The following is a 24,569-nucleotide window of genomic DNA, read 5'->3' as shown; positions in this document are numbered from 1 at the left end:
AGGAGGTCGTATGACCTACTTTATTGATCGAAGGCCGAACGCGAAACATAAAAGCGCGGTGAACCGGCAGCGCTTTTTGGAGCGCTACCGTAAGCATATCAAGCGCTCGGTTGAAGAGGCCGTTAACCGCCGCTCGATTACGGATATGGAGCGTGGTGAGAACGTTTCGATTCCGGCAAAGGATATCTCCGAACCGGTCTTCCAGCATGGCCCGGTGGGGCGCGTAATATCGTTTCACCCGGTAATAAAGAGTTTGTCGCCGGTGATAAAATCCGCCGCCCCAGTGGGCAGGGGGCGGTGGTGGCGCAGGCGAGGGCGGCCCCTCTAATCAGGGTGAAGGCGTCGATGAGTTCGCTTTTACGCTGAGCCGCGAAGAGTTTTTGGAGTTTGTTTTTGACGGTTTAGAGCTGCCCCATTTGCAGCGCAAACCGTTGAAATCGCTTGAAGAGGTCAAAATGGTGCGGGCGGGGCTCTCCCGGGACGGTGTGCCGTCGCGGATTAGCATTACCCGCTCTATGCGCGAAGCCTATGCTCGGCGCATTGCTATGCGCGCACCGATTAAACGGGCGTTAAGAGAGGCGATTGATGCCCTGGAGGCCGAAGAACGCAAGGACACGGTGCTGCGTAATCCCACCCGCATTGCCGAGCTGAAAGCCGAAATTGAGCGCCTGGAGAAGCGCATCGCGGGCGTACCGTTTATTGACACCTACGACCTGCGCTACCACCAACTAAGCGCACAGCCTCAGCCTTCCAATCAAGCGGTGATGTTTTGCGTCATGGATGTCTCCGGCTCGATGACCCAAAAACCACAAAGACATCGCCAAGCGGTTTTTCCTGCTGCTCTATCTGTTCTTGGAGAAGCACTACGAGAAGGTCGAGTTGGTTTTTGTGCGCCACCATACGGCTGCTCGGGAAGTCAGTGAAGAGGAGTTTTTCTACTCGCGGGAAACCGCGGTACGATTGTTTCCAGTGCGCTGAACCTGGTGAATAAAATCATCGAAAAGCGTTATCCCGTTGGCCAATGGAATCTGTATGTGGCCCAGGCGTCCGATGGTGATAACTGGGATGATGACTCGAATATTTGCCGCGACTTACTGGTCAAACAGTTGATGCCGCAGCTGCAATACTACGCCTACGTTGAGATCACGCCCCATGACCATCAGTCACTGTGGCATGAGTACGAAAGTGTGGTGAAAGAGTTCCCCGAGCGCTTTGCCATGCGCCAAATTGTGGAGGCGGGCGATATTTATCCGGTCTTTCGTGAACTGTTTAAGCGCCGCTTAAGCCAGTCCTAGTGACCTTGTATACAGGTTAGTGACCGCGTGTAGAGGAGGGGGCTATGAGTGCGACCCGCAAGCGTAAGCCGATTGCCACCGGCTCCGATTGGAACTTCAGTGTACTGGAGCGTTTTGATGCGGAGCTGGCCAGGCTCGCTGATGAGTATCGGCTAGATACCTATCCTAATCAGATAGAAGTCATCACTACCGAGCAGATGATGGATGCCTATGCGAGTGTAGGCATGCCGGTGGGCTATCACCACTGGTCGTTCGGCAAGCAGTTTCTAGCCGTCGAACAGGCGTACAAGCGTGGCCAGATGGGTTTAGCCTATGAACTGGTGATCAATTCCGACCCCTGCATCGCTTATTTAATGGAGGAGAATACGCTGATGATGCAGGTGTTGGTGATGGCTCACGCCTGCTACGGCCACAACTCCTTTTTTAAGGGTAACTACCTGTTTCGCACCTGGACCGATGCCTCTTCAATTGTTGATTACCTGGTGTTTGCGCGTAAATATATCGCCAAGTGTGAAGAACGCCACGGCGTGCAGGCCGTTGAGCAGTTACTGGATGCTTGCCATGCGCTACAAAACTATGGGGTCGACCGTTACAAGCGGCCCTCGCCGATCTCTGCCGAGGAAGAAGCGAAGCGCCAGGAGGAGCGTGAAAGCTACCTGCAAACCCAGGTGAATATGCTCTGGCGTACCATTCCTGAGGCACCTATCAGCGATTCACCGCTGTCAACGGGGGGCCTGCATGCTGACGATGACCCATTGGGCTTGCACAGCGGCGGCCACTATCCTCCGGAACCTCAAGAGAACCTGCTCTACTTTATTGAAAAAAATGCGCCGCTGCTGGCGCCTTGGCAGCGTGAGATCGTGCGGATTGTGCGCAAGTTGGCGCAGTATTTTTATCCTCAGCGGCAGACCCAGGTAATGAATGAGGGCTGGGCGTGCTTTTGGCACTACACGCTGATGAACCGGCTCTACGATGATGGCAATGTCGATGAGGGATTAATGCTGGAGTTTCTACAGTCTCATGCGGCGGTCATTAACCAGCCAGCGTTTGATCATCCTCACTTCAGTGGGATTAACCCCTATGCTCTTGGCTTCGCAATCTTTATGGATATTAAGCGGATCTGCGACGCACCACCGATGAGGATCGCGAGTGGTTCCCTGATATTGCAGGCACTCCGTGGCGGGAAACGCTGGAGTTTGCGATGCGCAACTTCAAGGATGAGTCGTTTATTCAGCAGTTTTTATCACCGAAGGTGATGCGTGACCATAAACTGTTTTTGGTGGTGGATGACGATCAGGTGGAGACCCTTGAAGTCGCAGCGATTCATAACGAACAGGGCTACCGCCAGGTTCGGGAAGCGCTTGCCACTCAGTACGCGCTCTCTGTCCGCGAACCCAATATTCAAGTGGTTGAAGCGGCCATTCGTGGGGATCGCTCGCTAACACTCCATCACGTGCAGGATAGTCGCCGCCCATTAGGCCGCAGTGTTTATCCGGTGATTCGCCATCTACAGCAGCTATGGGGCTTCCCTGTTCATCTTGTCTCTTTGGAAGAAGGACGGGTAACGCGGCGTTTTCATTGGCCGGTAGAGGATGAAAGCCCGGCTTCTTAGCTGCTAGCGTGTCTTAAACAAAACTACCCCGCCCAAATGGCGGGGTAGAGGTGCTTATACGGCTATCAAGTTTTAAATGCTTAAGCTTGGGCAGTCCAGGATTGGCACCAGCCAGCGGGTGCTACGCTATTCTCTGGAAATAGCTGGCAACCCTCAGTGTCTGCATTAAAGAACATGCAGTTATCGCAGCGTTCGCCCTCTTCATAAGCGGGATGATCGCTGGCTTCACTGGCGTCTTCTACATAGTTAAGCGCTTGGGCGTTGCTTGCGGAAGGATCAAGGCGCGGCAGCTCTTGGGCGAAAGCAGTTTTAGAAAGAATGCCAGCTCCCAGTGGAAGGGCTGCAAGACCCAACATGCTGTTGCGCATAAAGTCACGACGGCTCTTATTAGCCATGATTTCTCCTTATCGTCACGGTCTGACGTTTGGTCACGTTGGGTGGTTATCCACCTCTTTGTGCTCCGCGTAGTCTTATAAGCCGGAGCTCTCTGCTACATCTTTCAATCAGTTGTATTTTCGACCTACTATTTTTTTCAACCTACTACAATTTAGGCCAGCCGTTTTCAACCCTATTCTTAAACTACATGCTAGCGGATGTATAAGGGTTGTGCGAATAGTGCTGCTGGAATAGCGACAATTGGTCACGCTGTCGCCGGGTGCTGCGCTCGCTTCCTCGTCGCTGCTATACTCTGCCCAGCTTTGACACTACTTTTATGACCATTTTCTCTTAAGGGGCGCGCCATGCAAAACGCAGTCATTTTAATCAATACCGATAAAGGCCAGGTCAAGGCCGTGGCCGAGCGCCTGGCCGATGTAGAGGGCATTAGCGAGGTGTACTCCACCTGCGGCCGCTACGACTTAGTGGCCATTGCTCGCACCCGTGATTTTGAAAGCTTGGCTGAATTGGTGACTGAGCGCCTGAACGCCGTAGAAGGTATCAGCGATACAGAAACCCTGAATGCCATGCAGGTTCACTCCCGCCACGATCTTGAAACCATGTTCTCTTTGGGTTGGTAGCCCTTTATTATTTGGTTACACGCAAAGCGTTCACGAACGCAGTGAAAATGAAAAAGCGCTAATGTAAGCATTTAACAAGGGAAAGTCTGTTGGGAACATCGCTTTTGAGCTGGCGTCGACAGGGGCGACGCCTGGGCATTGCTGTGCTTTTTGTGGTAGTTGGCACAGGGCTGTGGGAGTTTCAGGAGCGCCAGCATAAAGATGCTTACACCTGGATGGGGGTGCCAACGTGGGAGGAGTTTCGCCCCACTACGATGCACCGAGTGCTGCGCAATGATGGCTACTTGGTAGGCTGGTCCGATGTGCGGGTCAATCCGCTATGGGTAAGTTATCAGGTTGAAGCAGTAGACGACTCGAGCATCGGCCCAAGGCCAAATTTTCAAGCCGATTGGCGCACGCTATGGCCGATAGGCACCGACAGCTACGCAGGTAGTGGCTACGACCGGGGCCATTTAGCACCAAACTACGCCATTGCGGCGGTGCATGGTCGCAGCGCTCAGGTCGATACCTTCCTAATGAGCAATATGTCTCCGCAACGGCCCAATCTGAACCGACAGCTCTGGCAGCGGTTAGAAGAAGCGGTGATGGATCACTTTGCGCCACGCTTTGACAGGTTGCAGGTGATTACCGGCCCCATTTACCCAGAACACTTTATGGATAACGTGTTCAACCGGGTGGGGCTGGTCGAAGTGCCTTCGGCTTTTTACAAGATCATAGTGGCGCCCCACAGCGAGGCACCATTGGCGTTGGCGTTCATCATGCCACAAGACGTTCGGGGCAATGAGCCGCTGGATGACTATTTGGTGACCATTGATGAGATTGAGGCACGCACAGGGCTTAACTTCTTTCCAGAGTTAGCAACGGAAGTAGAGTCTGTATTGGAAGGAGAATTACGTACACAGGGGTGGGCACTTGACGAAGTGGCAAGGCGCCCGGGGCGGTATCAATAGCCGTTTAAGTACTTAGTGGCTGGCATGCCTGGGGTTTAGCTTGTATCCAGCACCCAATGGCGGAAGGCGCGCATGGGCTCTGTCAGGTGTCGGTGCTGTGGCGTCAAAAGCGATAGTTTTCCTCGGCTGGGTATGGTGAGTGGCAGTGCTTGAACAAGGTTGCCTTGTCGAAGCTCGGCATCTAAAAGCCGCATCCAGCCTAGGGTCACTCCCTGGCCGGCCAACGTAGCATTCATCAGCAGTTGGAAGCTGTTGGCGCGCAGCGTATGCAGGGGAGGCTGCCATTTCAGGCCTAGTTCACGGAACCATATTTCCCAGCTTAGCCAGTCGTGGTAATGATCTTCCACCACCATAAGTGTGTGATTCACCAGCAGATGCGCAGGCTCAATGCTATTGCCATGGCGTTCCAGGTAAATGGGGCTACAAACGGCTGCTACCCTTTCATGTTCAAAAATGGCGTCAGCTACAAGGCCCGGTGGATCAACTTCATTGGGCACATGGTAATAAATACCCAGGTCGAACTCCGCCAGGTCAAGGCGATGTGGGTCTTCTACCGTCAAGATGCGAATTTCGATGTTAGGGTACGCGCGCTGAAAGTCGGGCAATTGGCGCGCCAGCCAGATCGACGCAATGGTCGGGCTTGAGGCGAGGGTTAATTGTCTGTCGTCTCCACGTCGCCTGAGACGGGCAGTTTCATCGCCTAAATCGCGAAGAAGGCGTTGCACGACTCGAAAGTAGTGCTCTCCGGTTGGGGTGAGTCGCAGTCCTTCATGATGACGCTCGAAAAGTAGGCGCCCTAGGTCATGCTCAAGACGTTTGATTTGCCGACTAATCGCGCTTTGCGAGAGATTTAGCTCGTTTCCAGCTTGCGTGAAGCTACAGTATCGTGCGGCAACCTCAAAGGCGCGCAGGCAAGATAGCGGCGGTAAAGCATCACGCATGGATCAAGCCTTAAAACAGGGAGTCAGTGATTTCAAGCATACCACTGCCGAGCGGCGGCTGCTGCCCGGCCGGGTTGCAGAGGCTAGACGGCCGTACGAGGAATCTCTCGCTGCCACGATTTATCGCTCACCAGCTTATCGTCTTCATAAGCGTGCTGCTCGGCATTCAGGTAAAACATGTGTTCATCACAGCGCAGGTGATAGCGGCTAAATACGGTGACGGCAAAGCTGTTTTTTTCTCCTTCACGGCGAGCGCGGTACACCCACTCGATATCTGCACGTGTCCGGGTAGCATCGTCAGGATGACTGGTATAAGTCTCCTTGGCGTACTGCTCAACCTGCAAGCCGTGTTCAAGAAACTGAATATCTCCCATGTCATCTTCAATGATGACGCTGACTTCGCCGCTGCCCACATCTTCGCTGATCGTGCGCTTGGGATGGCCGGTACGCAGTTTCTTCACAGGGCAGGGAGGGGCGCTTTCTGGCGGCTCGAAAGGCATGGAAATATAGGGCGCTTTGGATAGCGGTAGCTCCAGGCTAGGCGTACCTGCCTTGAGGGTCAGATCTGCGCGCTTTTTAGGCGACCACACTAATGGGAAGCTGGCGCTGGAGAGAGCAACCCTCAAACGGTGGCCTTTGGGCAACCGATAGCCAATAAGGTCCATGGCAAGCCTTACCTGCATGGGTTCACCAGGTATGGGAGGGGTAACTGTGCCCGCGTCGTCGCGCAAGTTTAGGTTAAGTGTCCCGTAGGTGATCAAGGCACTTTCACCGCTAGGCGATACGTCGCATAGGCGTGCGTGCAGTTGGCCGCACGCCTCGCTACTTGCCAGCGTCAGTGAAACGCAAGGCTGCCCCAGGATATCGAGCCCATGTGCATAAGGTTCGGAGTCAAATGTCAGTGACAGCGCATCGTCTCGGCGCTGGTCGGGTGGAAGTCGGCTCCAAACCAGAGCGGAATGTACTCTCCCTGCAGTGCGCCAGTAGTAAGCGGCGATGCAATCAGTTGGTCCTGGCTGAGGCGGGTGCTGGGTAAAAGGCCATGGTCACCCATGGTTAGGGTAATGGATTCACTCTCGCCCGGGGCTGGCCAGCCATGAGTGCGAACCCACTGTCCCGGCCGCTCCTTATACTTTGGAGCGGGCGGAACGCCATCCTGAAGGTAAAAGGTGCAGGTAGGTTCGTCCATTACGCCGGTCTCAATACCTTTGAGCCAGTAATCCCACCAGCGCAGCGCTTCTTGCAGAAAGCCAATCGCTGGATCAGGCAGTGCAAAGTGTGGATACTTGTGCATCCAAGGGCCCAGTAGCGCTTTTTTCGGGCATTGAAGATGCTCCATCATTCTAGGGATCGTATTGATATAGGAGTCGCCCCAGCCGCTTATCATGTAAACGGCCGCTTCGATGTCGGCATACTCCTCGCAGATAGAGCCATGCTTCCAATACTCATCGCGATGCTGGTGAGAGAGCCAAGTTTCAGCTAGCAGCGGCATATTATCGAGGCGAGACATCCACATATCGCGCCATTTGTCGCCAACCAGTGCGGGGTCTGGCACCGCCGCAGAAAAACTTAGCATAGTGGCCGCCAGCCTAGATTCTCCAGCAACATATTGCCGCCCTTGTAATGAATATCATCAGCGTAGCGGTCATCGGTTGAGCAGAGCGTGATGATGGCTTTGAGCGATTCGGGGCGCAGGGCGGCTACTTGCAGGCTGTTAAAACCACCCCAGGATATTCCCATCATGCCGAGCTGGCCGTTACACCAAGGCTGGCTGGCAATCCATTCGATCACTTCAAGGGCATCTGCCTGCTCTTGAGGGGCGTACTCATCTTCCATCAAGCCATCTGATTCGCCGTTTCCACGCATGTCTACTCGAACGCAGGCATAGCCGTGACCAGCGAAGTAGGGATGGGTTAGTTCATCGCGAATTGCGGTGCCATCGCGTTTTCGGTAAGGAGATATTCCAGGATGGCTGGAACGGGGTGTGATTCAGCGTCAACCGGTAACCAGATGCGTGCAGCTAAGCGGGTACCGTCAGCCAGTGGGATCCAAATGTTGTCTATTTCGCGGGTGCGATGCGGAAAATCCTGCTTTATAATCATGAGTCACGCTTGCTGCTGGTGAGTGTTGGAACACGACTAAGTTGGTCCGGGTTTTTTAGCCAGACCCAAAGCGAACCGGTTGCTATCAGAACGATGAAAAGTGCAGGAAGTCCGCCCAGGTTAGACAGCATCTTGACGCCATCAATGCCGACAAAACTCACCATCACCCAGGCGACGATACCGACAATCACCCCCCAGGTTACTTTCATGGTAATACCTGCATTGAGGTCTGAATCAGCTGTCAGCCCACGGGTGCAGAGATTGCCAATGGCATCGGTTTGAGAGTCGGCAGCCGTCACATAAGAGATATACGCAATGAACAGCAGTACTGGTATCCATAGCCCTGAAAGGGGTAGCTGCTGGAACAGCTCATAAAGAACGTTTTCCACCCCGCGGTCATTGAGGATGGTGTAAAGATCGACCCCGGTGTGGGCTTGATAGTAAAGCGCAGTTCCAGAAAAGATTAGAATCCAGACGCTGGCGAATAGTGCGGGGTAGAGTAGGTTGACGCGAAGAAACTCTCGCACGGTGTAGCCGCAGGATATCTTACCGAGAAACAGGGCGGCGACGGGAGCCCAGGAGAACCAAACGGCCCAATAAAATATTGACCACCATTGTGGCCACTGATCTTCCCCCGCCGTGCCGGTAAACAGACTCTTAGTGAAAAAGTTATCGATGAATACACCAAACGACTCGACCCCGAGAGCCAGGCTGAAAATGGTGGGGCCTGCGATGAAAGCGAACACACCCAGAATAAGCAGCAGGACAGCATTAAGTGATGAAAATCGAGCAATGCCTTTTTGCAGCCCGCTGGCGGCGGAAAGAACGAACGTGGTCACGATAATGGCAACGATAACGCCAAGCCGTAGAGGGCTGGTTTCGCCACCCATGTATTGGCCTACGCCACCCGCAAGTGTCAGGGCGCCGGTGCCCAGCGAAGAAGCCATGCCGGCTACCAGGGCGTAGAGAGAAACCGCATCAATAAGTCCTGCAAAGCGTCTGATTCCTGGGCCGAAAAGTGGCTCCAACATGCTGGAAATAGAGAAGCGAAGACGCAGGTTGTAAAACGCTAGGGCAAAGATCAATGCAGGTACGGCATAAATAGCGTAAGGCGTGAACGTCCAATGTAAAAACATGGTCGACATCGCAAACACCATGGCATCGCTTGAACCAGCTTCCAGCCCACTTGAACTGGGAGGGCTCATGAAATGATAAAGCGGTTCGGCGGTGGTCCAAAATAAAACGCCGACGGCCAAGGTGGTGCAAAGGGTGATTGAGAACCAGCGTAAAGGTGATAAAAGAGGCTTTGCGGAAGAACCCCCAATACGAACATGGCCGATTGGAGAGAAATAAACGATAACCGCCATAATGAGAAGGTAAAGGCTACCTAGACTGAACAGCCATGAAAAATTATTCAGGATTGCTTCATTTAGTCCACTCGCAACGGCTAGAAAGGCCTCTAAATTGATATAGCTGGCAATGACTGCAGCAAATAGAACAAGAAATGTTGGCCAGAAGACCAACGGTCGCAGCGATTTCATCGGCATACCGTTTTCCCTTTATCGTTATTGCTATGCATGAACTTCATGGCATAACAACCTAACGTCATTCCAATCCTGATATAAAGCGAAGACTCGGAATGGGGGTATGCGCTGAATGCATGGGCCGCCGATGGATTAGCAGGTCATTAAAGACAGCAAACGCTTGGAGTTAAAATCTAAGATATGCGCGATCAGGAAGCCAGGATTTGAGGCGACTTAAATCCGGTGGAGATAAAGGGATGTATAGGAGATAAAAAAGGGGGGTAGTGAGAGTGGCAGAAAATCTGAAGATACTATGATGATGCGGACTGGCCCATGTAAGTCATGGTGCCCAGGAGAGGACTTGAACCTCCACGTCCATACGGACACTAGCACCTGAAGCTAGCGCGTCTACCAATTCCGCCACCTGGGCGCATCATCTAACGCTTGGATTAACTACTTACTGTTTGTGTTCGTATGGTGCCCAGGAGAGGACTTGAACCTCCACGTCCATACAGACACTAGCACCTGAAGCTAGCGCGTCTACCAATTCCGCCACCTGGGCGAACACAAACCTTGCCTTGCTTAACACCGTACTGCTCATACCAATAGATAGCATAAAAGCAGTTTGGTGCCCAGAAGAGGACTTGAACCTCCACGTCCATACGGACACTAGCACCTGAAGCTAGCGCGTCTACCAATTCCGCCATCTGGGCAAGTGGCGCGTATAATACCGGGGTGATGGTTAAATGCAAGACCCCTAACGTGCTTTTTATAACGCAAATTGTATAAACAACGTCTAAGACGGTTGGGTGATTGAACGTGCAGCGCTATACTGCGCCTATGACTAAACAAAACCCTATTCATTTCAGCCTATCAAGCGTTGAAATATCCAGCCCGCAACGCAACGCGTTTGCGCCTTTTTTATGCCTCTCGCAAATGACGCCATCAAGGATGTTGATCGCATGAAGTATTGGACGTTAAGTGATGATCCGCACGCCGAGCGCGAGGCGCATAAATATGGCAACCCAGCGCCAAGCCGGGAGTATTTGCTTGCAGCCTTAGAAAGCTATGGCAAGCCGATCACTCACGAAAATATGAGCCGCATGCTGGGGCTGGAAGACGAAGAACTTATAGAAGCCGTCAGGCGCCGCTTGGCGGCGATGGAACGCGACGGTCAGGTGCTGCGTGACCGGCGAGGCGCCTATGCGCTGATCGACAAGCTCGATCTGGTCAAAGGCAAGGTGCTGGGGCACCGAGACGGCTTTGGTTTTCTGCTGCGCGATGATGGCAAAAAGCCAGACCTGGTATTGCCCCCGCGCCAAATGCGCCGTGTTTTTCACGGTGACCACGTGCTGGCGCGCATTAGCGGACGCGATCGCCGTGGTCGTGATGAGGCGACCATTGCCGATGTGATTGCACGCAACACGCAAACTATCGTCGGCGTTTACCGTAGTAATACGCCTGAGTTTGGCATTCTAATACCGGAAAATCCGCGTATCACTCAGGAAGTGATTATTCCTCATAGCGCCTGCGGTGGCGCGAAAGATGGCCAGGTGATCTCGGCCAAAATCGTTCAGCAGCCGGCCACCCGTGTACAGCCGGTAGGTGAGGTAATCGAAGTGCTGGGTGAGCGTATGGATCCCGGTATGGAAATTGATATTGCGATTCGCAGTTACGATATTCCTGCAGAATTCCCGCCTGAAGTGCTCGACCAGATCGCCGGCATTTCAGCTGAAGTGTTGGAAGAGGATAAGCAGCACCGCGTTGACCTGCGTGACGTGCCGCTGGTTACCATTGACGATGAGTCTGCCAAAGACTTCGATGATGCTGTGTGTGCTTGGAAAACCAAATCCGGTAGTTGGAAACTGCTCGTCGCCATCGCGGACGTTTCCCACTATGTACGCCCAGGCACGCCGTTGGACGACGAAGGCCGCACACGGGGCAACTCGGTCTACTTCCCTGGTCAAGTGGTTCCCATGCTACCGGAACTGCTGTCCAACGGGCTCTGTTCGCTGAACCCACACGTGGATCGGCTGGTGCTGGTGTGCGAGATGAATATTTCGCAAACCGGTGCGATTAGCCGCTACCGCTTCTACGAAGCCGTCATGAACTCCCACGCTCGCCTGACCTATAACAAGGTGGCCGCGATTCTCGACGATAAGAGCGAAGACGGTGAGGCGCTAAGGGCAGAGCACAGTGAGCTAGTTAAGCCGCTGAAAAATCTGGAAGAGCTTTACTACTTGTTGCGCGAAGCGCGTGCCGAGCGTGGTGCGATCGATTTTGACACCACTGAAACAGCAATCATCTTTAACGATGAGCGCAAAATCGAAAAAATCGTTCCACGTAGCCGTAACAATGCTCACAAGTTAATTGAAGAGTGCATGCTGGCGGCCAACGTGGCGACTGCGCGCTTCCTGGATAAGCATGATTTGCCAGCGCTTTACCGTATCCATGAGCGCCCGACGCCGGAGCGGCTTGATAAGCTGCGTCTGTTCTTGAATGAGTTAGGTCTTGCTGTCGGCGGCGGTGATATGCCCACTCCGCAGGACTACCAGGCACTGCGTGAAACGATTGCCGACCGCCCTGACTTCGATATCATTCAGACGGTCATGCTGCGCTCAATGAATCAGGCGGTCTACTCACCGCAAAACGAAGGCCACTTTGGCTTGGCCTACCAAGCCTACGCCCACTTTACCTCGCCGATTCGCCGCTATCCCGACCTGCTGGTACACCGCGCTATTCGTTCGGTGATCCGCGGTCCGCGCCAGACCAACACGGTGTTGCGCGTAGAAGGTGCGCCGGTTGAGCCGCCCAGCAAGTGGTGTCCGTATACCTTCGAGCAGATGCTTGAACTGGGTGAACACTGCTCAATGACTGAGCGCCGTGCCGACGAGGCCACTCGTGATGTAGAGAGCTGGCTGAAGTGCGAGTTTATGTCCGACAAGCTCGGCGAGATGTTCGAAGGTACCATCGCCTCCGTCACTCAGTTCGGTCTGTTTGTGCGTTTGGATGAGTTCTACGTGGAAGGCTTGGTTCACGTGACGTCGCTGCCTTCGGATTATTACCACTACGAAGCTGAGAAGCACCGTCTTAAAGGTGAGCGCACCGGCACGACCTACCGCTTGGGTGATGGTCTTACCGTCCAAGTGGCGCGTGTTGATATGGACGATCGTAAGATTGACTTTGGGCTGGGTGATGAAAAGCCGCGCCCACGCCGCCAGCCGCGTAAGAGCCGCGGTGGGGAAGGGGGCGCTGGTGCTAAAGGTGGTGGTGCTAAGGCATCTGGTAACAAACCATCCAATAGCGAGAAGCCTGCTACGCGTCGCGGCCCACGCCGTACGCGAAATGGCCCACGCAAACCATCACCGAATAAGGGCTGAGTATGAAGTCGGCGTCTTCACGGCGGGGCCCCAAGACCCCTGATGGTTTGGATCAGGTATATGGCGTTCATGCATTGCAAAGCTTGTTAGACAGAGGCGAAGCGCCCCGAGAGCTTTGGGTGCAGCAGGGGGCAGGGAGCCGCTTAAAAGAGCTGATTACCCAGGCCCAGGCGCATGGTGCTCGAGTAAAAGAGCAGCCCCGGGATTTGCTTGATCAGCTAACCCAGGGGCGGCTCATCAGGGAGTGGTGGCGTTTTGTCCGCCATTAACTCCTGAAGGTGAAGAGTCGCTCTGGCTTAAGCTACGCGCCTGGCCCTCGAATACACCACCGCTGTTGCTGATTTTGGATGGCGTGACGGATGTGCATAACTTTGGTGCCTGCCTGCGTAGCGCGGATGCCGCCGGTGCCCACGGCGTGATTGTGGCGAAAGATAAAGCCGCACCGCTCAATGCAACGGTGCGTAAAGTCGCTTGTGGCGCCGCCGAAGTGGTGCCGGTTTATCAAGTGACTAACTTGGCTCGCACCCTGGCCAAGCTAAAAGATGCCGGTGTCTGGATAACCGGTACGGCTGGTGAAGCTGAGGCCAGCGTTTTTGACATTGATATGACCGGCCCCACCGCGCTGGTGATGGGGGCGGAAGGCAAGGGCATGCGGCGCTTGACTCGCGAAGCCTGCGATAATCTTGCCAAGCTTCCCATGGCGGGGGAGGTCTCTAGCCTTAATGTCTCGGTGGCTACTGGTATTTGCCTGTTCGAGGCTGTCCGTCAGCGCCAGCTTGCAAGTTAACCGCCGTGCTACTAAGATACACGCGCCCGTTTGTCTGCAAGCGGGTGTTAGCTGTCGTTGAAGTATTAGCTTTTGCTGAAATGAAAAGTTCTGTTTGATGCCCCTGTGGCCGCCTAGCGCGGTGGCGGAGCACTTCAGTTAACTCCTTGCTTCCCTGTCGTCGTTTATTGCGTTAAGCAATGGCACACAAAGGAAGCTGTCAAACCGCAAGGAGATCCCATGCGTCATTACGAAATCGTGTTTATGGTCCACCCGGATCAAAGCGAGCAGGTGCCGGCAATGGTCGAGCGCTACACCAGCATCGTTACCGAAAACAGCGGCACTGTGCATCGTCTAGAAGATTGGGGCCGTCGTCACTTGGCTTACCCGATCAACAAGATCCACAAAGCCCACTACGTGCTGATGAACGTTGAATGTAGCGGCGAGACTCTCGACGAGATCGAGAACATCTTCCGTTACAACGACGCCATTATCCGCAGCCTGGTTGTTCGCTGCAAAGAAGCTGTTACTGAAGCTTCCCCGATGATGAAACCGGCAGAAGAAAAACGTCCGCGTCGCGAAGAAAAACCGCGCGCTGAAGAAGAAGAAACTGCCTGATTTTATTCACTGCACGTTTTAAGGAGCTAGTCCATGGCACGTTTTTTCCGTCGCCGTAAGTTTTGCCGCTTCACCGCTGAAGGCATCAAGCAGATCGATTACAAAGATCTGGACACGCTGAAGGCTTACATCACCGAAACCGGCAAGATCGTTCCAAGCCGTATTACCGGCACCAAAGCACGCTATCAGCGTCAGTTGGCGACCGCTATCAAGCGTTCGCGTTATCTGGCACTGCTGCCCTACTCCGATAGCCACCAGTAAGCGTTTAACGTGATGCTGGCACTAGCCCGATGGCTAATGCGGGGCACGCCTTACGCGGCAGGCGGGGCGGCCTTGGCAACGCTAGTGCCTTGGCTGTTCTGGTTAGGAGCAGCCATCGCTGCGTTGATGACGCTGCGCAGAGGTTTTGCCCCTGCGCTACCGGTCATCATCGCCGCAGCACTACCAGCCGGTTGGTGGTGGGCTCAGGGTGATGTGATTCCGCTTGCTAGCATACTGCTGGTTACGCTGATGGCCGTTATCCTGCGCGAGAGGATGCGTTGGGGAGAAACCTTGATTGTGGGGACGTTGGTCGCCTCTGTCATGGTTCAACTCGGCATCTTCAGTCCGCCAGGTGGCACTGAGCTAATGCTTGAGCAGTTGCGAGAAGGTTCAGAAGAAGTGGATCGCATGCTCACGGAATTTGCCAATCAAGGCTACGATACTCAAACCATTGCCGCACTGGTGGTGGGTGGAGTAACCGGGCTTGTGGTGCTGTTGGCAGCCATAGTGTGCTTGGCACTTGCGCGGAGTTGGCAAGCTGGGTTGTACAACCCAGGTGGCTTTCGCGAAGAGTTTCACGCACTGCGCTTGACCCCTAAAGAACTGGCCGTGCTGGTCGTCATTGGGGTGATAGGTATGCTGCTAGGCGCTCATGCGCTGGCGATGCTTGGTTGGATTCCGCTGTTGGTAGCTGGCGTTGCGTTAGTGCACGGGTTTATTGGAATAAAGGGGATGAACGGGCTGTGGCTGGTAGCATTTTATGTGCTACTGATCACGACCTGGCCCACGATTCTCATTGTGCTGCTGTTGGGGCTGATTGATACATTCGCGAACGTTCGCGCACGCCTTGCCCGCAGCAACTGACAAGAGGTTTACGAGATGGAAGTCATTCTGCTCGACAACATTGGTAAGCTGGGCGGCCTGGGTGACAAGGTCACCGTGAAGCCTGGTTATGGTCGTAACTACTTGGTGCCTTACGGCTTAGCCGTACCGGCCACCAAAGACAACATCGAAGCGTTTGAAGCACAGCGTGCTGAGCTCGAAGCGCAAGCCGCTGAGCGTAAGGCAGAAGCCGAAGCGCGCGCTGAGCAGCTAAACGACATCGAACTGTCTTTGGTTTCCAAAGCAGGCGATGAAGGCAAGCTGTTTGGTTCTATTGGTCCGCGTGACCTGGCCGACGCGATTTCCTCTGCTGCATCGATATTGCCAAAAGCGAAGTCCGCATGCCAAATGGCCCAATTCGTCAAACTGGCGAATACGACATCACTCTTCACTTGCACGCTGAAGTGGATGCCGTTGTACGCGTAGTGGTAGTTGCAGAGTAATTGAGCGAGTAGTTAAGTTAGTAACGACGTAAAGTCGTTACTAACGGCAGCTAATACAGCTGCCTCAAAAGGCGCGGGGTTTCTCCCGCGCCTTTTGTTTTTCCGGGTATCCGCTAGTTCTGGATATTCGCTATTTTTTGGGCGTTGCCAAAACTATCCAGCCCATCTCCCGCTGGGTATTTTAAGACAACGCCTTGATCATGTTGGTAGTCGCACCGCATGCGGCTAAGATAAGCATCTTCACCGGCTACGCAGTAGTGTTTAAAGGAGCTCGCTATGCAGGACCAGCCTTCTGCTGATACAGAAACGGCAGCGCTAAAACTGCCGCCGCATTCATTAGAGGCGGAGCAGTCGGTACTAGGCGGGCTCATGCTAGACAACCAGGCCTGGGATAACGTTTCAGAGCGGTTGGTCGCTGATGACTTCTACCGCTATGAGCACCGTTTGGTGTTCAACGTGATGATTCATCTGGCTGAAGCCGGTCAGCCGCTGGATGTGGTGACGCTTTCTGAAGCGCTGGAAGCGCGTGATCACTTGGATACCGTAGGCGGCCTGGCGTTTTTGGCAGAGCTTGCTCGTAACACGCCCTCTGCCAGTAATATTCGCGCCTATGCTGATATCGTGCGTGAGCGGGCAACGCTGCGCAAGCTGATCCGTGCGGCTAATCAAATTGCCGATAGTGCCTTTACTCCCCAGGGGCGCCCGGCTGATGAATTGCTTAACGAAGCCGAGCGGTTAGTGTTCCAGATTGCCGAGGAGCGCCCCAAAACGGGCGGCCCCATTGGCATGAGCGATCTATTGACCAAGGCGGTGGATCGTATTGATGAGCTGTTTAATCTGAAAGGTGAAATGACCGGGCTTTCCACTGGTTTTCGTGATCTGGATGAAATGACCACCGGGTTGCAGCCATCCGATATGGTGGTCATCGCCGGTCGACCCTCGATGGGTAAAACGACCTTCGCTATGAACCTGGTTGAACATGCGGTGATTTCCAGCGACAAGCCAGTCATGGTGTTCTCCATGGAGATGCCCGCAGAGTCGCTCATGCTGAGGATGCTGTCTTCCCTGGGCCGAATCGATCAAACCCGTGTGCGTACCGGGCAACTGGAGGACGAGGATTGGCCGCGTTTAACCTCAGCGGTTAATCTGCTCAAAGACAAACAGCTGTTTATCGACGACACTGCGGCCTTGTCGCCTAACGAAATGCGCTCAAGGTTGCGCCGTGTGGTGCGTGAACATGGCAATATCGCACTGGTCATGATCGATTATCTTCAGTTGATGCAGATCCCTGGCTTTAGCGAAAACCGCACCGGTGAGATTTCCGAGATTTCGCGCTCCTTGAAGGGGTTGGCGAAAGAGTTTAACTGCCCTGTGGTGGCTCTTTCTCAGTTGAACCGCTCCTTGGAGCAGCGCCCCAACAAACGCCCGGTTATGTCGGATCTGAGGGAATCTGGTGCGATCGAGCAGGATGCCGACGTCATTGCCTTCGTTTATCGCGATGAGGTCTATAATCCAGATAATCCCGACAATCAGGGGATTGCTGAGTTAATTATCGGTAAGCAGCGTAATGGTCCTATCGGCACGGTGCATATGGCCTTTATCGGCAAATATACCCGCTTTGAGGATTTGGCCCCGGATAGTTACGGCCAAGCGTTCGGCGACTAAGTTAATGATGACTGGTTTGTGATGACAGGCTAGTGATAAGTAGCTTGAGGATGGGGGGCGAGTTCGTATAATGCCTCACCCACGATATGTAAAAACGGGAGCAGCAAATGGCAGGTGGATTTCGGCGCGGTAACCGGCAGCGTCTTCCTAAGTTAGAAGGTCGCGGTGAGCTAGAGGCGATAGAGCGCGAAGGCCCTTTTAAAGAGTGGCTAGGTATGCCGGATCTTTATCGCTACCATTTAGTGGTCGCAGGCGAGAAGTATAGTTACCAGACTGAAGATGGTGAGCTGCCTGTGACGGTGGGAGATAAGGTCGTGTTCCGCTACAAAGAGACTAAAGGCGGCAACTGGATTGACCGCAATTCGCTTGGCAAAGCGATCGACCCCTCTGAATATCAATAATCAATTGATATCTTGACCTTCCGGTCAGGAACTCTCTTGCACTATTGACCTCCTAGCTATTAATGTCTAGTTATTGCTTGTTGTCATTACATTGCAATGACGGGGCAACAGAAGTGTCATGGGGTACAGTCATGCTGTGCCCTGATGACATGCCGTCTGACATAACGTATGAAATAGCCAAATAATAGGAGGGAACCATGGAACTTAAGGATCTTAAGCAGTTTGTCGCCAATCACGACAATTTTGAAATTCGCGTGATTACCCATTCGGGCAGCCGTTTTTATCAGGTTGAGCTGGAAGACGTTGAAGGCGAGCGTCATATGCTGACGCAGCGTACCAAGCCAATGCTGTTTCGCTCGCTAGATGATGCCTATATGGATCTCAAGCGCGCCGGGATTCATCGCGCTTACCTGGTACAGCATGTGCCCCACGATGAAGTGATAGGCCGCGACGCGCACTATAGTGAGCCGCTCACATCGCGTATGCCGCTTGTTTTTTAACGCTGCTCTCACCCATCAACGTTTAGTCTGACGCTTTTCCCACCACTGCCCAAGCCGAATTCGGCGACGGGCAAAAATCGGTAACCGGCATTCATTATGCCGTGTACTCCCGGTAAGCACGAAAACCTCACCAGCCGCCGATAGCCCAACACTGCATAGAGGGCACGGCTGGCATCCATGCCGATGTACCATCTCCCTTGACTATCACGCAGGTGCAACTGGCCCATCATGGCGTTAAATTCTTGCCCATACGCCTGAGCGTTAAAATCACGGGCCTGAATATCTATCAGCGCGATGTGTTCCCGATGGCGATGCTTTTCCAGCCACGCGACTTCCTGTTGGCAAAAGGGGCAGTGACCATCGTGAAATAGCGTAACTGGCGGTGCAGCATGTAGTGGCGTGTAGCGGCTCATGGTGACTCCTGGTTGGTATTGGCCGAATAACCTGCTGTGTGGCAGGGCTGCCCGTAGCCAGGCGATGTTTCCAATTGATCCAAAAAGTGCTCAGCCTGTTGGCGGATAGCCTCGCGCTTCTCGTCGGCCATGCGGTTGAGGGAGCCGTAAATCAGCTTCATGCGAGGGGTCTTACTCAGGCGCTCAGCGTTGGTTTCGAGAAAGTGCCAGTAAAGGCTGTTGAAAGGGCAGGCTTTTGGCCCCGTGACCTGCTTGGGTGAGTAACGGCAGTGCTGACAATGGTCGGACATTTTGTCGATATACTTGCCCGACGCACAGTAGGGCTTTGAGCCCATTAAGCCGCCGTCGGCATGGAGCACCATCCCTAGGGTGTTAGGCAGCTCTACCCACTCACTGGCATCTGCATAAACCGCTAAGTACCAGTCGCATAGCGCCTCAGGTTTAACTCCGCATAGTAAGGCGAAATTGCCTGTCACCATCAGTCGTTGAATATGGTGGGCGTAGCTATTGTCGATGGTCATCTGAATAGCGCGCTGCAAGCAGCGCATATCGGTATCCGCGTCCCAGTAAAACGCTGGCAGGCCGCGCTCAAAACCTAGCTGATTAGACCCTTTGTAGCTGGGCATCTGCGTCCAGTAGAGCCCTCGCACATACTCACGCCAGCCAAGAATTTGGCGGATAAACCCTTCCACGGCGTTGATCGACACGTCACCGCCATAGTAACGCTGCTCGGCGGCTTCGCAGACTTCATGGGGCGACAGCAGGCCGATGTTCATCGCAGCTGAGAGGCGCGAGTGATACAAATAAGGTGCAGAGTCACTGATTGCATCTTGATAGCGGCCAAAATCAGCCAATCCATGGTCTATAAAATGGTGTAAATCCACCAGCGCTTGTCGACGAGTGACAGGCAGGTTGAAATTATCCAGAGACCCCATATGGTCGCCAAAATGGCGCTTGGCATCGTTTAGCGCTTCTTGGGTGATCGCATCCTGACGATGTTGAGGTAGCTCAGGGAAATCCAGTTTGGCTTTGATAGGCTGGCGATTGTCGTGGTCAAAATTCCATTTGCCGCCAACGGGCTCGTCGCCCTCCATCAAGTACCCGGTACGTTTGCGCTGTTCTCGGTAAAAGTACTCAAGGCGCAGCTGTTTGCGTCCGCTTGCCCATTGGCTAAAGTCATCGGGTGTGGTGAAAAAGCGCTCATCCTCAAGTAGTCGCCACGGAATCGTTGCGTTTTCGCGCTGCTGCATCGTCTCCCATAGCCGCCATTCGCCAGGTCGGGCAACGCGTATCTCATCGCAGCCGCACTGTTGCGCGATGCGTTCGGCTTCCTCAATAAGGGAGTGGCAATTATCTGCATCATCCAGCGCGCTGTAGTGCACTTGAAAGCCTTTTTCGCGCAGTGCCTGGGCAAAGTGACGCATGGCAGCCAAAAAAAGCCAATTTTATGGATATGATGGGGAACATAGCGCGCTTCCTCGCCAACTTCGCACAGGGCAACCACGGCATTGGCGGGCGCGTCTTGCAGCGTTGTGAGTGAAAACGAGAGCTGGTCGCCGAGCACCAAAAGCAAAGGCTTGGACATGAGTTAGCCTGTAATTATACAAATGATGCCGATAGTATAACTTTATACCGCCACTTTGCCGAAAAGTGATAGGATTTAATCAATTGATAGAGGTACTGAGCACCATCGTTATTTTTCAGGAGCATGAGTAATGACCGAGAATGTCGTCAAGGATCAGCCGGGCGAGGGCTGCTTGGCCCATGCACCCAGCGATCATCCACCAGTAGCGCGCGCCAAGGTGGGTGTTGTGCTGGCAAACCTGGGAACCCCGGATGCCACCGACTACTGGTCAATGCGTCGTTACCTTAATGAGTTTCTTTCTGATAAGCGTGTGGTCGACTATGCCGGTTGGAAATGGCAGCCGTTGCTACAGCTGATTATTTTGACCAAGCGTCCGTTCTCATCGGGCAAGGCCTACCGGGGAATCTGGAATAACGAGAAAAACGAAAGCCCGCTGCTAACAACGACGCGCGCCCAGACCGAGAAGATGACCGCACGGTTAAAGGCGCTTTATGGTGACGATGTCGAGGTCGATTTCTGCATGCGCTACGGTAATCCCTCGACGGAAAGCGTGCTGACGCGATTAAAAGAGAAGGGCTGCGAGCGAATCGTGTTTTTTCCGCTATACCCTCAGTACGGTTCGCCCACCACGGCGACGGCGAATGATCAGGCGTTTCGCACCCTGATGAAGATGAAGTGGCAGCCTTATATACGTACGGTGCCCGCTTATTTGAACATCCTGCCTACGTTCAGGCGTTGGCCAACTCGGTACAAGAAGCCTACGACGGTTTCTCGACCCGGCCGACCAAGCTGGTTGCCAGCTACCATGGCGTTCCCGAGCGCTACCTGATGGAGGGTGATCCTTACCACTGTCAGTGCCAGAAAACGACGCGCCTGCTCCGTGAGAAGCTTGGTTTTAGCAAAGAGGAAGTGGATACCGCTTTCCAGTCGCAGTTTGGCCCTGAAAAATGGGTCGGCCCACAAACCGTTAAGCATGTGGCAGAACTCGCCGAGCAGGGGCATAAGCACATTGCGATTATGTCGCCTGCCTTCTCTTCCGACTGTGTTGAAACCTTGGAAGAGATCGAAGAGGAGATTCGCGATAGCTTTATGGAAGCGGGTGGCGAAACGTTCAGCTATATACCTTGCCTGAATGATCGCGATGACCATATTGAGGCACTGTTAGCAGTCATCAACAATGAATTAGCAGGATGGCTATCGGCCCCAAACCCTAGCGTTTAGCTAGCTACTCGTCATAACTGAAAGCTAATAGCAGCCGCCCTGCGAAATTAATCGCTGTGCGGCTGTTTGCGTTTAAGCGTTTGACTGGTCAGTCAAAACTACCTGTTATATGGTGTACAACTTTAGAATCACTATTATTCAACGCTGGCATATTATTGGCAAAGTAAGGTGTCTAACCGCTAGCGGCTGTCTTGGTGGTGAGCCTTTCGTTTTTCAGGAGGTTTCGCTTGATACAATTTGCTGTTTTAATGGGGTTCGTACTGGCGGCGCTATCGCCAATGTTAAACCACTGGTTCGGCCAGCGTGCCAGCCTAGTATTGGCTCTATTTCCTGCCGGATTGGCGGCGTGGTTGGCACTTCAAGCCCCTGAGGTCATTGAGAACGGTAGCCTGCTTTTAGAGTGGCAGTGGGTGCCTTCTCTGGGAATCAGCCTTACCTTCCTGTTGGACGGTCTATCGTTACTCTTTGGGTTATTGATTACCGTTATGGGGGCCTGCGTGCTGGTATATGCCGGCGGCTACCTTAAAGATCACCCTGATCTTGCCCGATTTCACATCGCCTTGGTCGCCTTCATGGTGTCGATGCTGGGGCTGGTACTAGCTGACGGCCTATTAACGCTATTCGTTTTTTGGGAATTGACCAGCATTACCTCCTATTTGCTGATTGGTTTTAACCACGCTGATATCAATGCACGTAAATCAGCGCGGCAGGGCTTATTCGTTACCGTGGCGGGTGGGTTAGCATTAATGGCTGGGCTGGTGCTGCTAGGGATTGCCAGCGGTAGCTGGTCGCTGGCGGAGATTCTTGATCAGGAGGCTGACCTGCGTGAACATGCACTCTACACGCCTATGCTGATCTGTTTGCTACTGGGTGCCTTCACCAAATCGGCTCAGTTTCCGTTTCACTTTTGGTTACCCAACGCCATGGCCGCGCCGACTCCGGTTTCGGCTTACCTGCACTCGGCCACCATGGTGAAAGCGGGTATTTATCTGCTGGCGCGCTTACACCCGGAGCTGGGTGGCACTGCGATGTGGGTTGGCGTTCTTTCCGTGGTCGGCGCAACCACTATGCTGGTGGGTGCGTTTTTAGCGATTCATCACACCAATATCAAAAAGCTGCTCGCTTACTCGACCATTATGGCGCTGGGCACGCTGACGATGCTATTGGGCATCGGCACCGAGTACGCGATGACCGCGTTTGTTACCTTCCTGCTCGCGCACTCGCTGTATAAAGGGGCGCTGTTTATGGTCGCCGGTATTCTCGATCATGAGACCGGCACGAAAGATGTCACCCAGATGGGCGGGTTACGCTCAGTGATGCCGCTGACTGCCACCATTGCGTTGGTGGCTGCGCTTTCGCTTGCCGGTGTGCCGCCGCTACTCGGTTTTATCGGTAAAGAACTGATGCTTGAATCAGTTCTCGGTGCCGATAGCTTCCGAACACTACTGGTGCTGTTCGCCTTTCTGGCATCTATTTTAACTATCGCCGTTGCTTTCATTGTGGCGCTACGTCCTTTTTACGGTAAGCGTCACCAAACCCCGCTTGAACCACATGAAGCTCCGCCTGGTATGCTGCTTGGGCCCGCGTTGCTCGCACTAGGGTCGCTCCTGTTAGGCTTGATGCCCGCTGTGCTGGGTGCTGATGCGTTGTTAACGGCAACCGCCACTGCTATATCCGGGCAAACAGTAGAAGTGGCGCTGTCGCTTTGGTATGGCATTAACGTCGCGTTGATAATGTCGATCGTTAGCCTTGGTTTAGGCTTTTTGCTGTTTAGGCGTTGGGACAGCGTGCGTGGCAAGCTCTCTGTATTGGCACCGGTGATGCGCCATGGCCCCGAGGCTGGGTATGAAAGCATGATGAATGGCATTGTGCACTTCTCAGAGTGGCAAACTCGGCTGCTCCAAAACGGCTATATGCGTAACTACATTTTAGTGATGTTAGCGACGCTTATTGCACTGATCGGTAATTCAATTCTATTACGCCATTCGCCTGTGTTTGCCGTTGACCTGGATGTGCGTTTTCACGAGGTAGTCGTGGCTGGCACTATGGTGATGGGGGCACTGTTTGCGACCATTTCTCGATCGCGGCTGGGGGCAGTGGTTTCCGTGGGCATCATGGGTTTTTCCATTGCATTGATTTTTGTTCTGTTCAGTGCGCCAGATTTAGCGATTACCCAACTGCTGGTAGAGACCTTAACGGTTATTTTGCTGGTACTGGTGCTGTTTCGCCTGCCACGCTTCTCGAATCTTTCCACCAGCTTGGAGCGCATACGCGACGGCGTGGTGGCCGCTATGGTGGGTATCTTGATCTGCCTACTGATTATGACCTCCTGGAGCATTCAACAGTTTGAGCCCATTTCGACCTACATGATTGAGAACAGCGCGCCTTTGGCGTATGGCCGCAACATCGTTAACGTCATTTTGGTCGACTACCGTGCCCTGGATACCTTAGGTGAGATGTTCGTGTTAGCGCTTGCCGCCATCGGCGTGATCGCCATGTTAAAGCTACGCAATAACACCAAAACCACCGACAGCAGTAAAGTAGCTGCCAAGGAGCCTTACGATGGTTAAGTCAGGCACGATTATTCTTAATACCGCCGCACGGTTTTTAATGCCGCTGCAACTGATGTTTTCTATTTTCCTATTGCTGCGAGGGCATGACGAGCCGGGCGGAGGATTTATTGCCGGCTTGGTAGCGGCAGGGGCGTTTACGCTGTATCTGTTTGCCTTTGGTGTAAGTGCCACCAAAGAAGTGCTGCGCATGGTCGACCCCCGAGACCTGATTGGGGTTGGGCTATTGCTGGGAATGATCTCGGTAGTGCCTGCCTGGTTTATGGGGCAGCCATTTCTGACAGCCCAGTGGTGGACTATCCCGGTTATCGACTTTAAAGCTTCCACGCCGCTGATTTTCGATGTAGGCGTCTATTTTGCTGTGCTGGGTTCGGTCACCGGCATGGTGATGACGCTTATGGAGGTCGACAAGGATGAACCTTGAG

18 protein-coding genes, 3 tRNA genes and 6 pseudogenes are annotated in these 24,569 nt (G+C 53.6%); 16 read left to right on the top strand and 11 right to left on the bottom strand.

Annotation, left to right across the window (positions count from 1 at the left end):
• The first annotated feature begins 10 nt into the window (after window positions 1-10).
• A pseudogene (locus FDY98_RS22475) lies at window positions 11-1,295 on the top strand (YeaH/YhbH family protein).
• 44 nt (window positions 1,296-1,339) lie between these two features.
• Window positions 1,340-2,907: pseudogene (locus FDY98_RS22470) on the top strand (SpoVR family protein).
• Window positions 2,908-2,987: 80 nt separating this feature from the next.
• Here the strand turns inward: FDY98_RS22470 and FDY98_RS22465 are convergent.
• A complete protein-coding gene (locus tag FDY98_RS22465; RefSeq protein ID WP_022522716.1) occupies window positions 2,988-3,302 on the bottom strand; it encodes a high-potential iron-sulfur protein in 315 nt (104 codons plus the stop codon).
• Window positions 3,303-3,647: 345 nt separating this feature from the next.
• On the opposite strand from FDY98_RS22465, the gene FDY98_RS22460 reads away from it, so the two are divergent.
• The gene (locus tag FDY98_RS22460) at window positions 3,648-3,923 is read left to right on the top strand and encodes an Lrp/AsnC family transcriptional regulator (RefSeq protein WP_008958975.1); all 276 of its coding nucleotides are present in this window, start codon (window positions 3,648-3,650) and stop codon (window positions 3,921-3,923) included.
• Between the two features lie 89 nt (window positions 3,924-4,012).
• Window positions 4,013-4,873: a DNA/RNA non-specific endonuclease gene (locus tag FDY98_RS22455; RefSeq protein ID WP_027960139.1), complete on the top strand. Its 861-nt coding sequence runs from the start codon at window positions 4,013-4,015 to the stop codon at window positions 4,871-4,873.
• 35 nt (window positions 4,874-4,908) lie between these two features.
• Here the strand turns inward: FDY98_RS22455 and FDY98_RS22450 are convergent, their stop codons facing one another.
• The 8 genes from FDY98_RS22450 to FDY98_RS22425 all read right to left on the bottom strand — a co-directional run bounded on the left by FDY98_RS22450 (window position 4,909) and on the right by FDY98_RS22425 (window position 10,152).
• Window positions 4,909-5,814 (bottom strand): LysR substrate-binding domain-containing protein, encoded by a 906-nt coding sequence (locus FDY98_RS22450; protein WP_027960140.1) that lies wholly within the window; start codon window positions 5,812-5,814, stop codon window positions 4,909-4,911.
• A gap of 83 nt (window positions 5,815-5,897) precedes the next feature.
• The gene (locus FDY98_RS28860) at window positions 5,898-6,812 is read right to left on the bottom strand and encodes a CocE/NonD family hydrolase C-terminal non-catalytic domain-containing protein (protein ID WP_442908001.1); all 915 of its coding nucleotides are present in this window, start codon (window positions 6,810-6,812) and stop codon (window positions 5,898-5,900) included.
• Window positions 6,713-7,390 (bottom strand): CocE/NonD family hydrolase, encoded by a 678-nt coding sequence (locus FDY98_RS28855; protein WP_340146942.1) that lies wholly within the window; start codon window positions 7,388-7,390, stop codon window positions 6,713-6,715. The genes FDY98_RS28860 and FDY98_RS28855 overlap by 100 nt, the downstream gene beginning before the upstream one ends.
• A complete protein-coding gene (locus FDY98_RS28850; RefSeq protein ID WP_340147095.1) occupies window positions 7,384-7,743 on the bottom strand; it encodes a CocE/NonD family hydrolase in 360 nt (119 codons plus the stop codon). Before FDY98_RS28850 ends, FDY98_RS28855 begins: the two co-directional genes overlap by 7 nt.
• A gap of 169 nt (window positions 7,744-7,912) precedes the next feature.
• On the bottom strand, window positions 7,913-9,463 hold the full coding sequence (locus FDY98_RS22440) for a BCCT family transporter (protein ID WP_051430588.1): 1,551 nt from the start codon (window positions 9,461-9,463) through the stop codon (window positions 7,913-7,915).
• 319 nt (window positions 9,464-9,782) lie between these two features.
• Window positions 9,783-9,869: transfer RNA gene (locus FDY98_RS22435), tRNA-Leu, on the bottom strand.
• A gap of 45 nt (window positions 9,870-9,914) precedes the next feature.
• Window positions 9,915-10,001 (bottom strand) — tRNA-Leu (locus FDY98_RS22430).
• A gap of 64 nt (window positions 10,002-10,065) precedes the next feature.
• Window positions 10,066-10,152: transfer RNA gene (locus FDY98_RS22425), tRNA-Leu, on the bottom strand.
• 249 nt (window positions 10,153-10,401) lie between these two features.
• On the opposite strand from FDY98_RS22425, the gene rnr reads away from it, so the two are divergent.
• From rnr to FDY98_RS22380, 9 genes and pseudogenes are all read left to right on the top strand, one after another.
• Window positions 10,402-12,819 carry a ribonuclease R gene (gene rnr, locus FDY98_RS22420; protein ID WP_027960143.1) on the top strand — a complete coding sequence of 806 codons (2,418 nt, stop codon included), beginning with the start codon at window positions 10,402-10,404 and terminating at the stop codon, window positions 12,817-12,819.
• A gap of 2 nt (window positions 12,820-12,821) precedes the next feature.
• A pseudogene (rlmB, locus tag FDY98_RS22415) lies at window positions 12,822-13,606 on the top strand (23S rRNA (guanosine(2251)-2'-O)-methyltransferase RlmB).
• Between the two features lie 219 nt (window positions 13,607-13,825).
• Entirely contained in the window at window positions 13,826-14,203 is a 378-nt protein-coding gene (rpsF, locus tag FDY98_RS22410; RefSeq protein ID WP_007113338.1) for a 30S ribosomal protein S6, read from the top strand.
• A gap of 33 nt (window positions 14,204-14,236) precedes the next feature.
• Window positions 14,237-14,464, top strand: a complete 228-nt coding sequence (gene rpsR / locus FDY98_RS22405) for a 30S ribosomal protein S18 (RefSeq protein ID WP_008958980.1) — start codon at window positions 14,237-14,239, stop codon at window positions 14,462-14,464.
• 12 nt (window positions 14,465-14,476) lie between these two features.
• Window positions 14,477-15,328, top strand: coding sequence for a hypothetical protein (locus tag FDY98_RS22400; protein ID WP_027960144.1), 852 nt, complete (start codon window positions 14,477-14,479; stop codon window positions 15,326-15,328).
• Between the two features lie 15 nt (window positions 15,329-15,343).
• Window positions 15,344-15,789: pseudogene (gene rplI, locus FDY98_RS22395) on the top strand (50S ribosomal protein L9).
• A gap of 276 nt (window positions 15,790-16,065) precedes the next feature.
• Window positions 16,066-17,454: a replicative DNA helicase gene (dnaB, locus tag FDY98_RS22390; protein ID WP_009287667.1), complete on the top strand. Its 1,389-nt coding sequence runs from the start codon at window positions 16,066-16,068 to the stop codon at window positions 17,452-17,454.
• A 107-nt stretch (window positions 17,455-17,561) separates the two neighbouring features.
• Window positions 17,562-17,855: a hypothetical protein gene (locus FDY98_RS22385; RefSeq protein ID WP_022522725.1), complete on the top strand. Its 294-nt coding sequence runs from the start codon at window positions 17,562-17,564 to the stop codon at window positions 17,853-17,855.
• A 197-nt stretch (window positions 17,856-18,052) separates the two neighbouring features.
• Window positions 18,053-18,355, top strand: a complete 303-nt coding sequence (locus FDY98_RS22380; protein WP_027960145.1) for a DUF6482 family protein — start codon at window positions 18,053-18,055, stop codon at window positions 18,353-18,355.
• Between the two features lie 8 nt (window positions 18,356-18,363).
• Here the strand turns inward: FDY98_RS22380 and FDY98_RS22375 are convergent, their stop codons facing one another.
• Window positions 18,364-18,768, bottom strand: a complete 405-nt coding sequence (locus FDY98_RS22375; protein WP_331280482.1) for a thiol-disulfide oxidoreductase DCC family protein — start codon at window positions 18,766-18,768, stop codon at window positions 18,364-18,366.
• A pseudogene (locus FDY98_RS22370) lies at window positions 18,765-20,353 on the bottom strand (cryptochrome/photolyase family protein). The gene FDY98_RS22375 and the pseudogene FDY98_RS22370 overlap by 4 nt, the downstream one beginning before the upstream one ends.
• Before the next feature lie 130 nt (window positions 20,354-20,483).
• Here FDY98_RS22370 and hemH point away from each other — a divergent pair.
• From hemH to FDY98_RS22355, 3 genes and pseudogenes are all read left to right on the top strand, one after another.
• Window positions 20,484-21,574: pseudogene (gene hemH, locus FDY98_RS22365) on the top strand (ferrochelatase).
• A 230-nt stretch (window positions 21,575-21,804) separates the two neighbouring features.
• On the top strand, window positions 21,805-24,144 hold the full coding sequence (locus FDY98_RS22360; protein ID WP_027960148.1) for a putative monovalent cation/H+ antiporter subunit A: 2,340 nt from the start codon (window positions 21,805-21,807) through the stop codon (window positions 24,142-24,144).
• Window positions 24,137-24,568 carry a Na+/H+ antiporter subunit B gene (locus tag FDY98_RS22355; protein ID WP_022522731.1) on the top strand — a complete coding sequence of 144 codons (432 nt, stop codon included), beginning with the start codon at window positions 24,137-24,139 and terminating at the stop codon, window positions 24,566-24,568. The genes FDY98_RS22360 and FDY98_RS22355 overlap by 8 nt, the downstream gene beginning before the upstream one ends.
• The last annotated feature ends 1 nt before the right edge of the window (window position 24,569 follow it).

Origin of the sequence: Halomonas sp. PA16-9, from assembly GCF_009728585.1 — a bacterium.
Classification (GTDB): Bacteria; Pseudomonadota; Gammaproteobacteria; order Pseudomonadales; family Halomonadaceae; genus Vreelandella; species Vreelandella titanicae.
Note: the sequence above shows the minus strand (reverse complement) of the source record. Positions and strands in the feature narration are given on the sequence as shown.

Excerpts from the sequence above, each read along its gene's own strand:
- FDY98_RS22465 (WP_022522716.1), bottom strand. The coding sequence starts at position 3,302 with ATGGCTAATAAGAGCCGTCGTGACTTTATGCGCAACAGCATGTTGGGT.
- FDY98_RS22460 (WP_008958975.1), top strand. The coding sequence starts at position 3,648 with ATGCAAAACGCAGTCATTTTAATCAATACCGATAAAGGCCAGGTCAAG.
- FDY98_RS22450 (WP_027960140.1), bottom strand. The coding sequence starts at position 5,814 with ATGCGTGATGCTTTACCGCCGCTATCTTGCCTGCGCGCCTTTGAGGTT.
- FDY98_RS28855 (WP_340146942.1), bottom strand. The coding sequence starts at position 7,390 with ATGCTAAGTTTTTCTGCGGCGGTGCCAGACCCCGCACTGGTTGGCGAC.
- FDY98_RS22440 (WP_051430588.1), bottom strand. The coding sequence starts at position 9,463 with ATGCCGATGAAATCGCTGCGACCGTTGGTCTTCTGGCCAACATTTCTT.
- rnr (WP_027960143.1), top strand. The coding sequence starts at position 10,402 with ATGAAGTATTGGACGTTAAGTGATGATCCGCACGCCGAGCGCGAGGCG.
- rpsF (WP_007113338.1), top strand. The coding sequence starts at position 13,826 with ATGCGTCATTACGAAATCGTGTTTATGGTCCACCCGGATCAAAGCGAG.
- rpsR (WP_008958980.1), top strand. The coding sequence starts at position 14,237 with ATGGCACGTTTTTTCCGTCGCCGTAAGTTTTGCCGCTTCACCGCTGAA.
- FDY98_RS22400 (WP_027960144.1), top strand. The coding sequence starts at position 14,477 with ATGCTGGCACTAGCCCGATGGCTAATGCGGGGCACGCCTTACGCGGCA.
- dnaB (WP_009287667.1), top strand. The coding sequence starts at position 16,066 with ATGCAGGACCAGCCTTCTGCTGATACAGAAACGGCAGCGCTAAAACTG.
- FDY98_RS22385 (WP_022522725.1), top strand. The coding sequence starts at position 17,562 with ATGGCAGGTGGATTTCGGCGCGGTAACCGGCAGCGTCTTCCTAAGTTA.
- FDY98_RS22380 (WP_027960145.1), top strand. The coding sequence starts at position 18,053 with ATGGAACTTAAGGATCTTAAGCAGTTTGTCGCCAATCACGACAATTTT.
- FDY98_RS22375 (WP_331280482.1), bottom strand. The coding sequence starts at position 18,768 with ATGAGCCGCTACACGCCACTACATGCTGCACCGCCAGTTACGCTATTT.
- FDY98_RS22355 (WP_022522731.1), top strand. The coding sequence starts at position 24,137 with ATGGTTAAGTCAGGCACGATTATTCTTAATACCGCCGCACGGTTTTTA.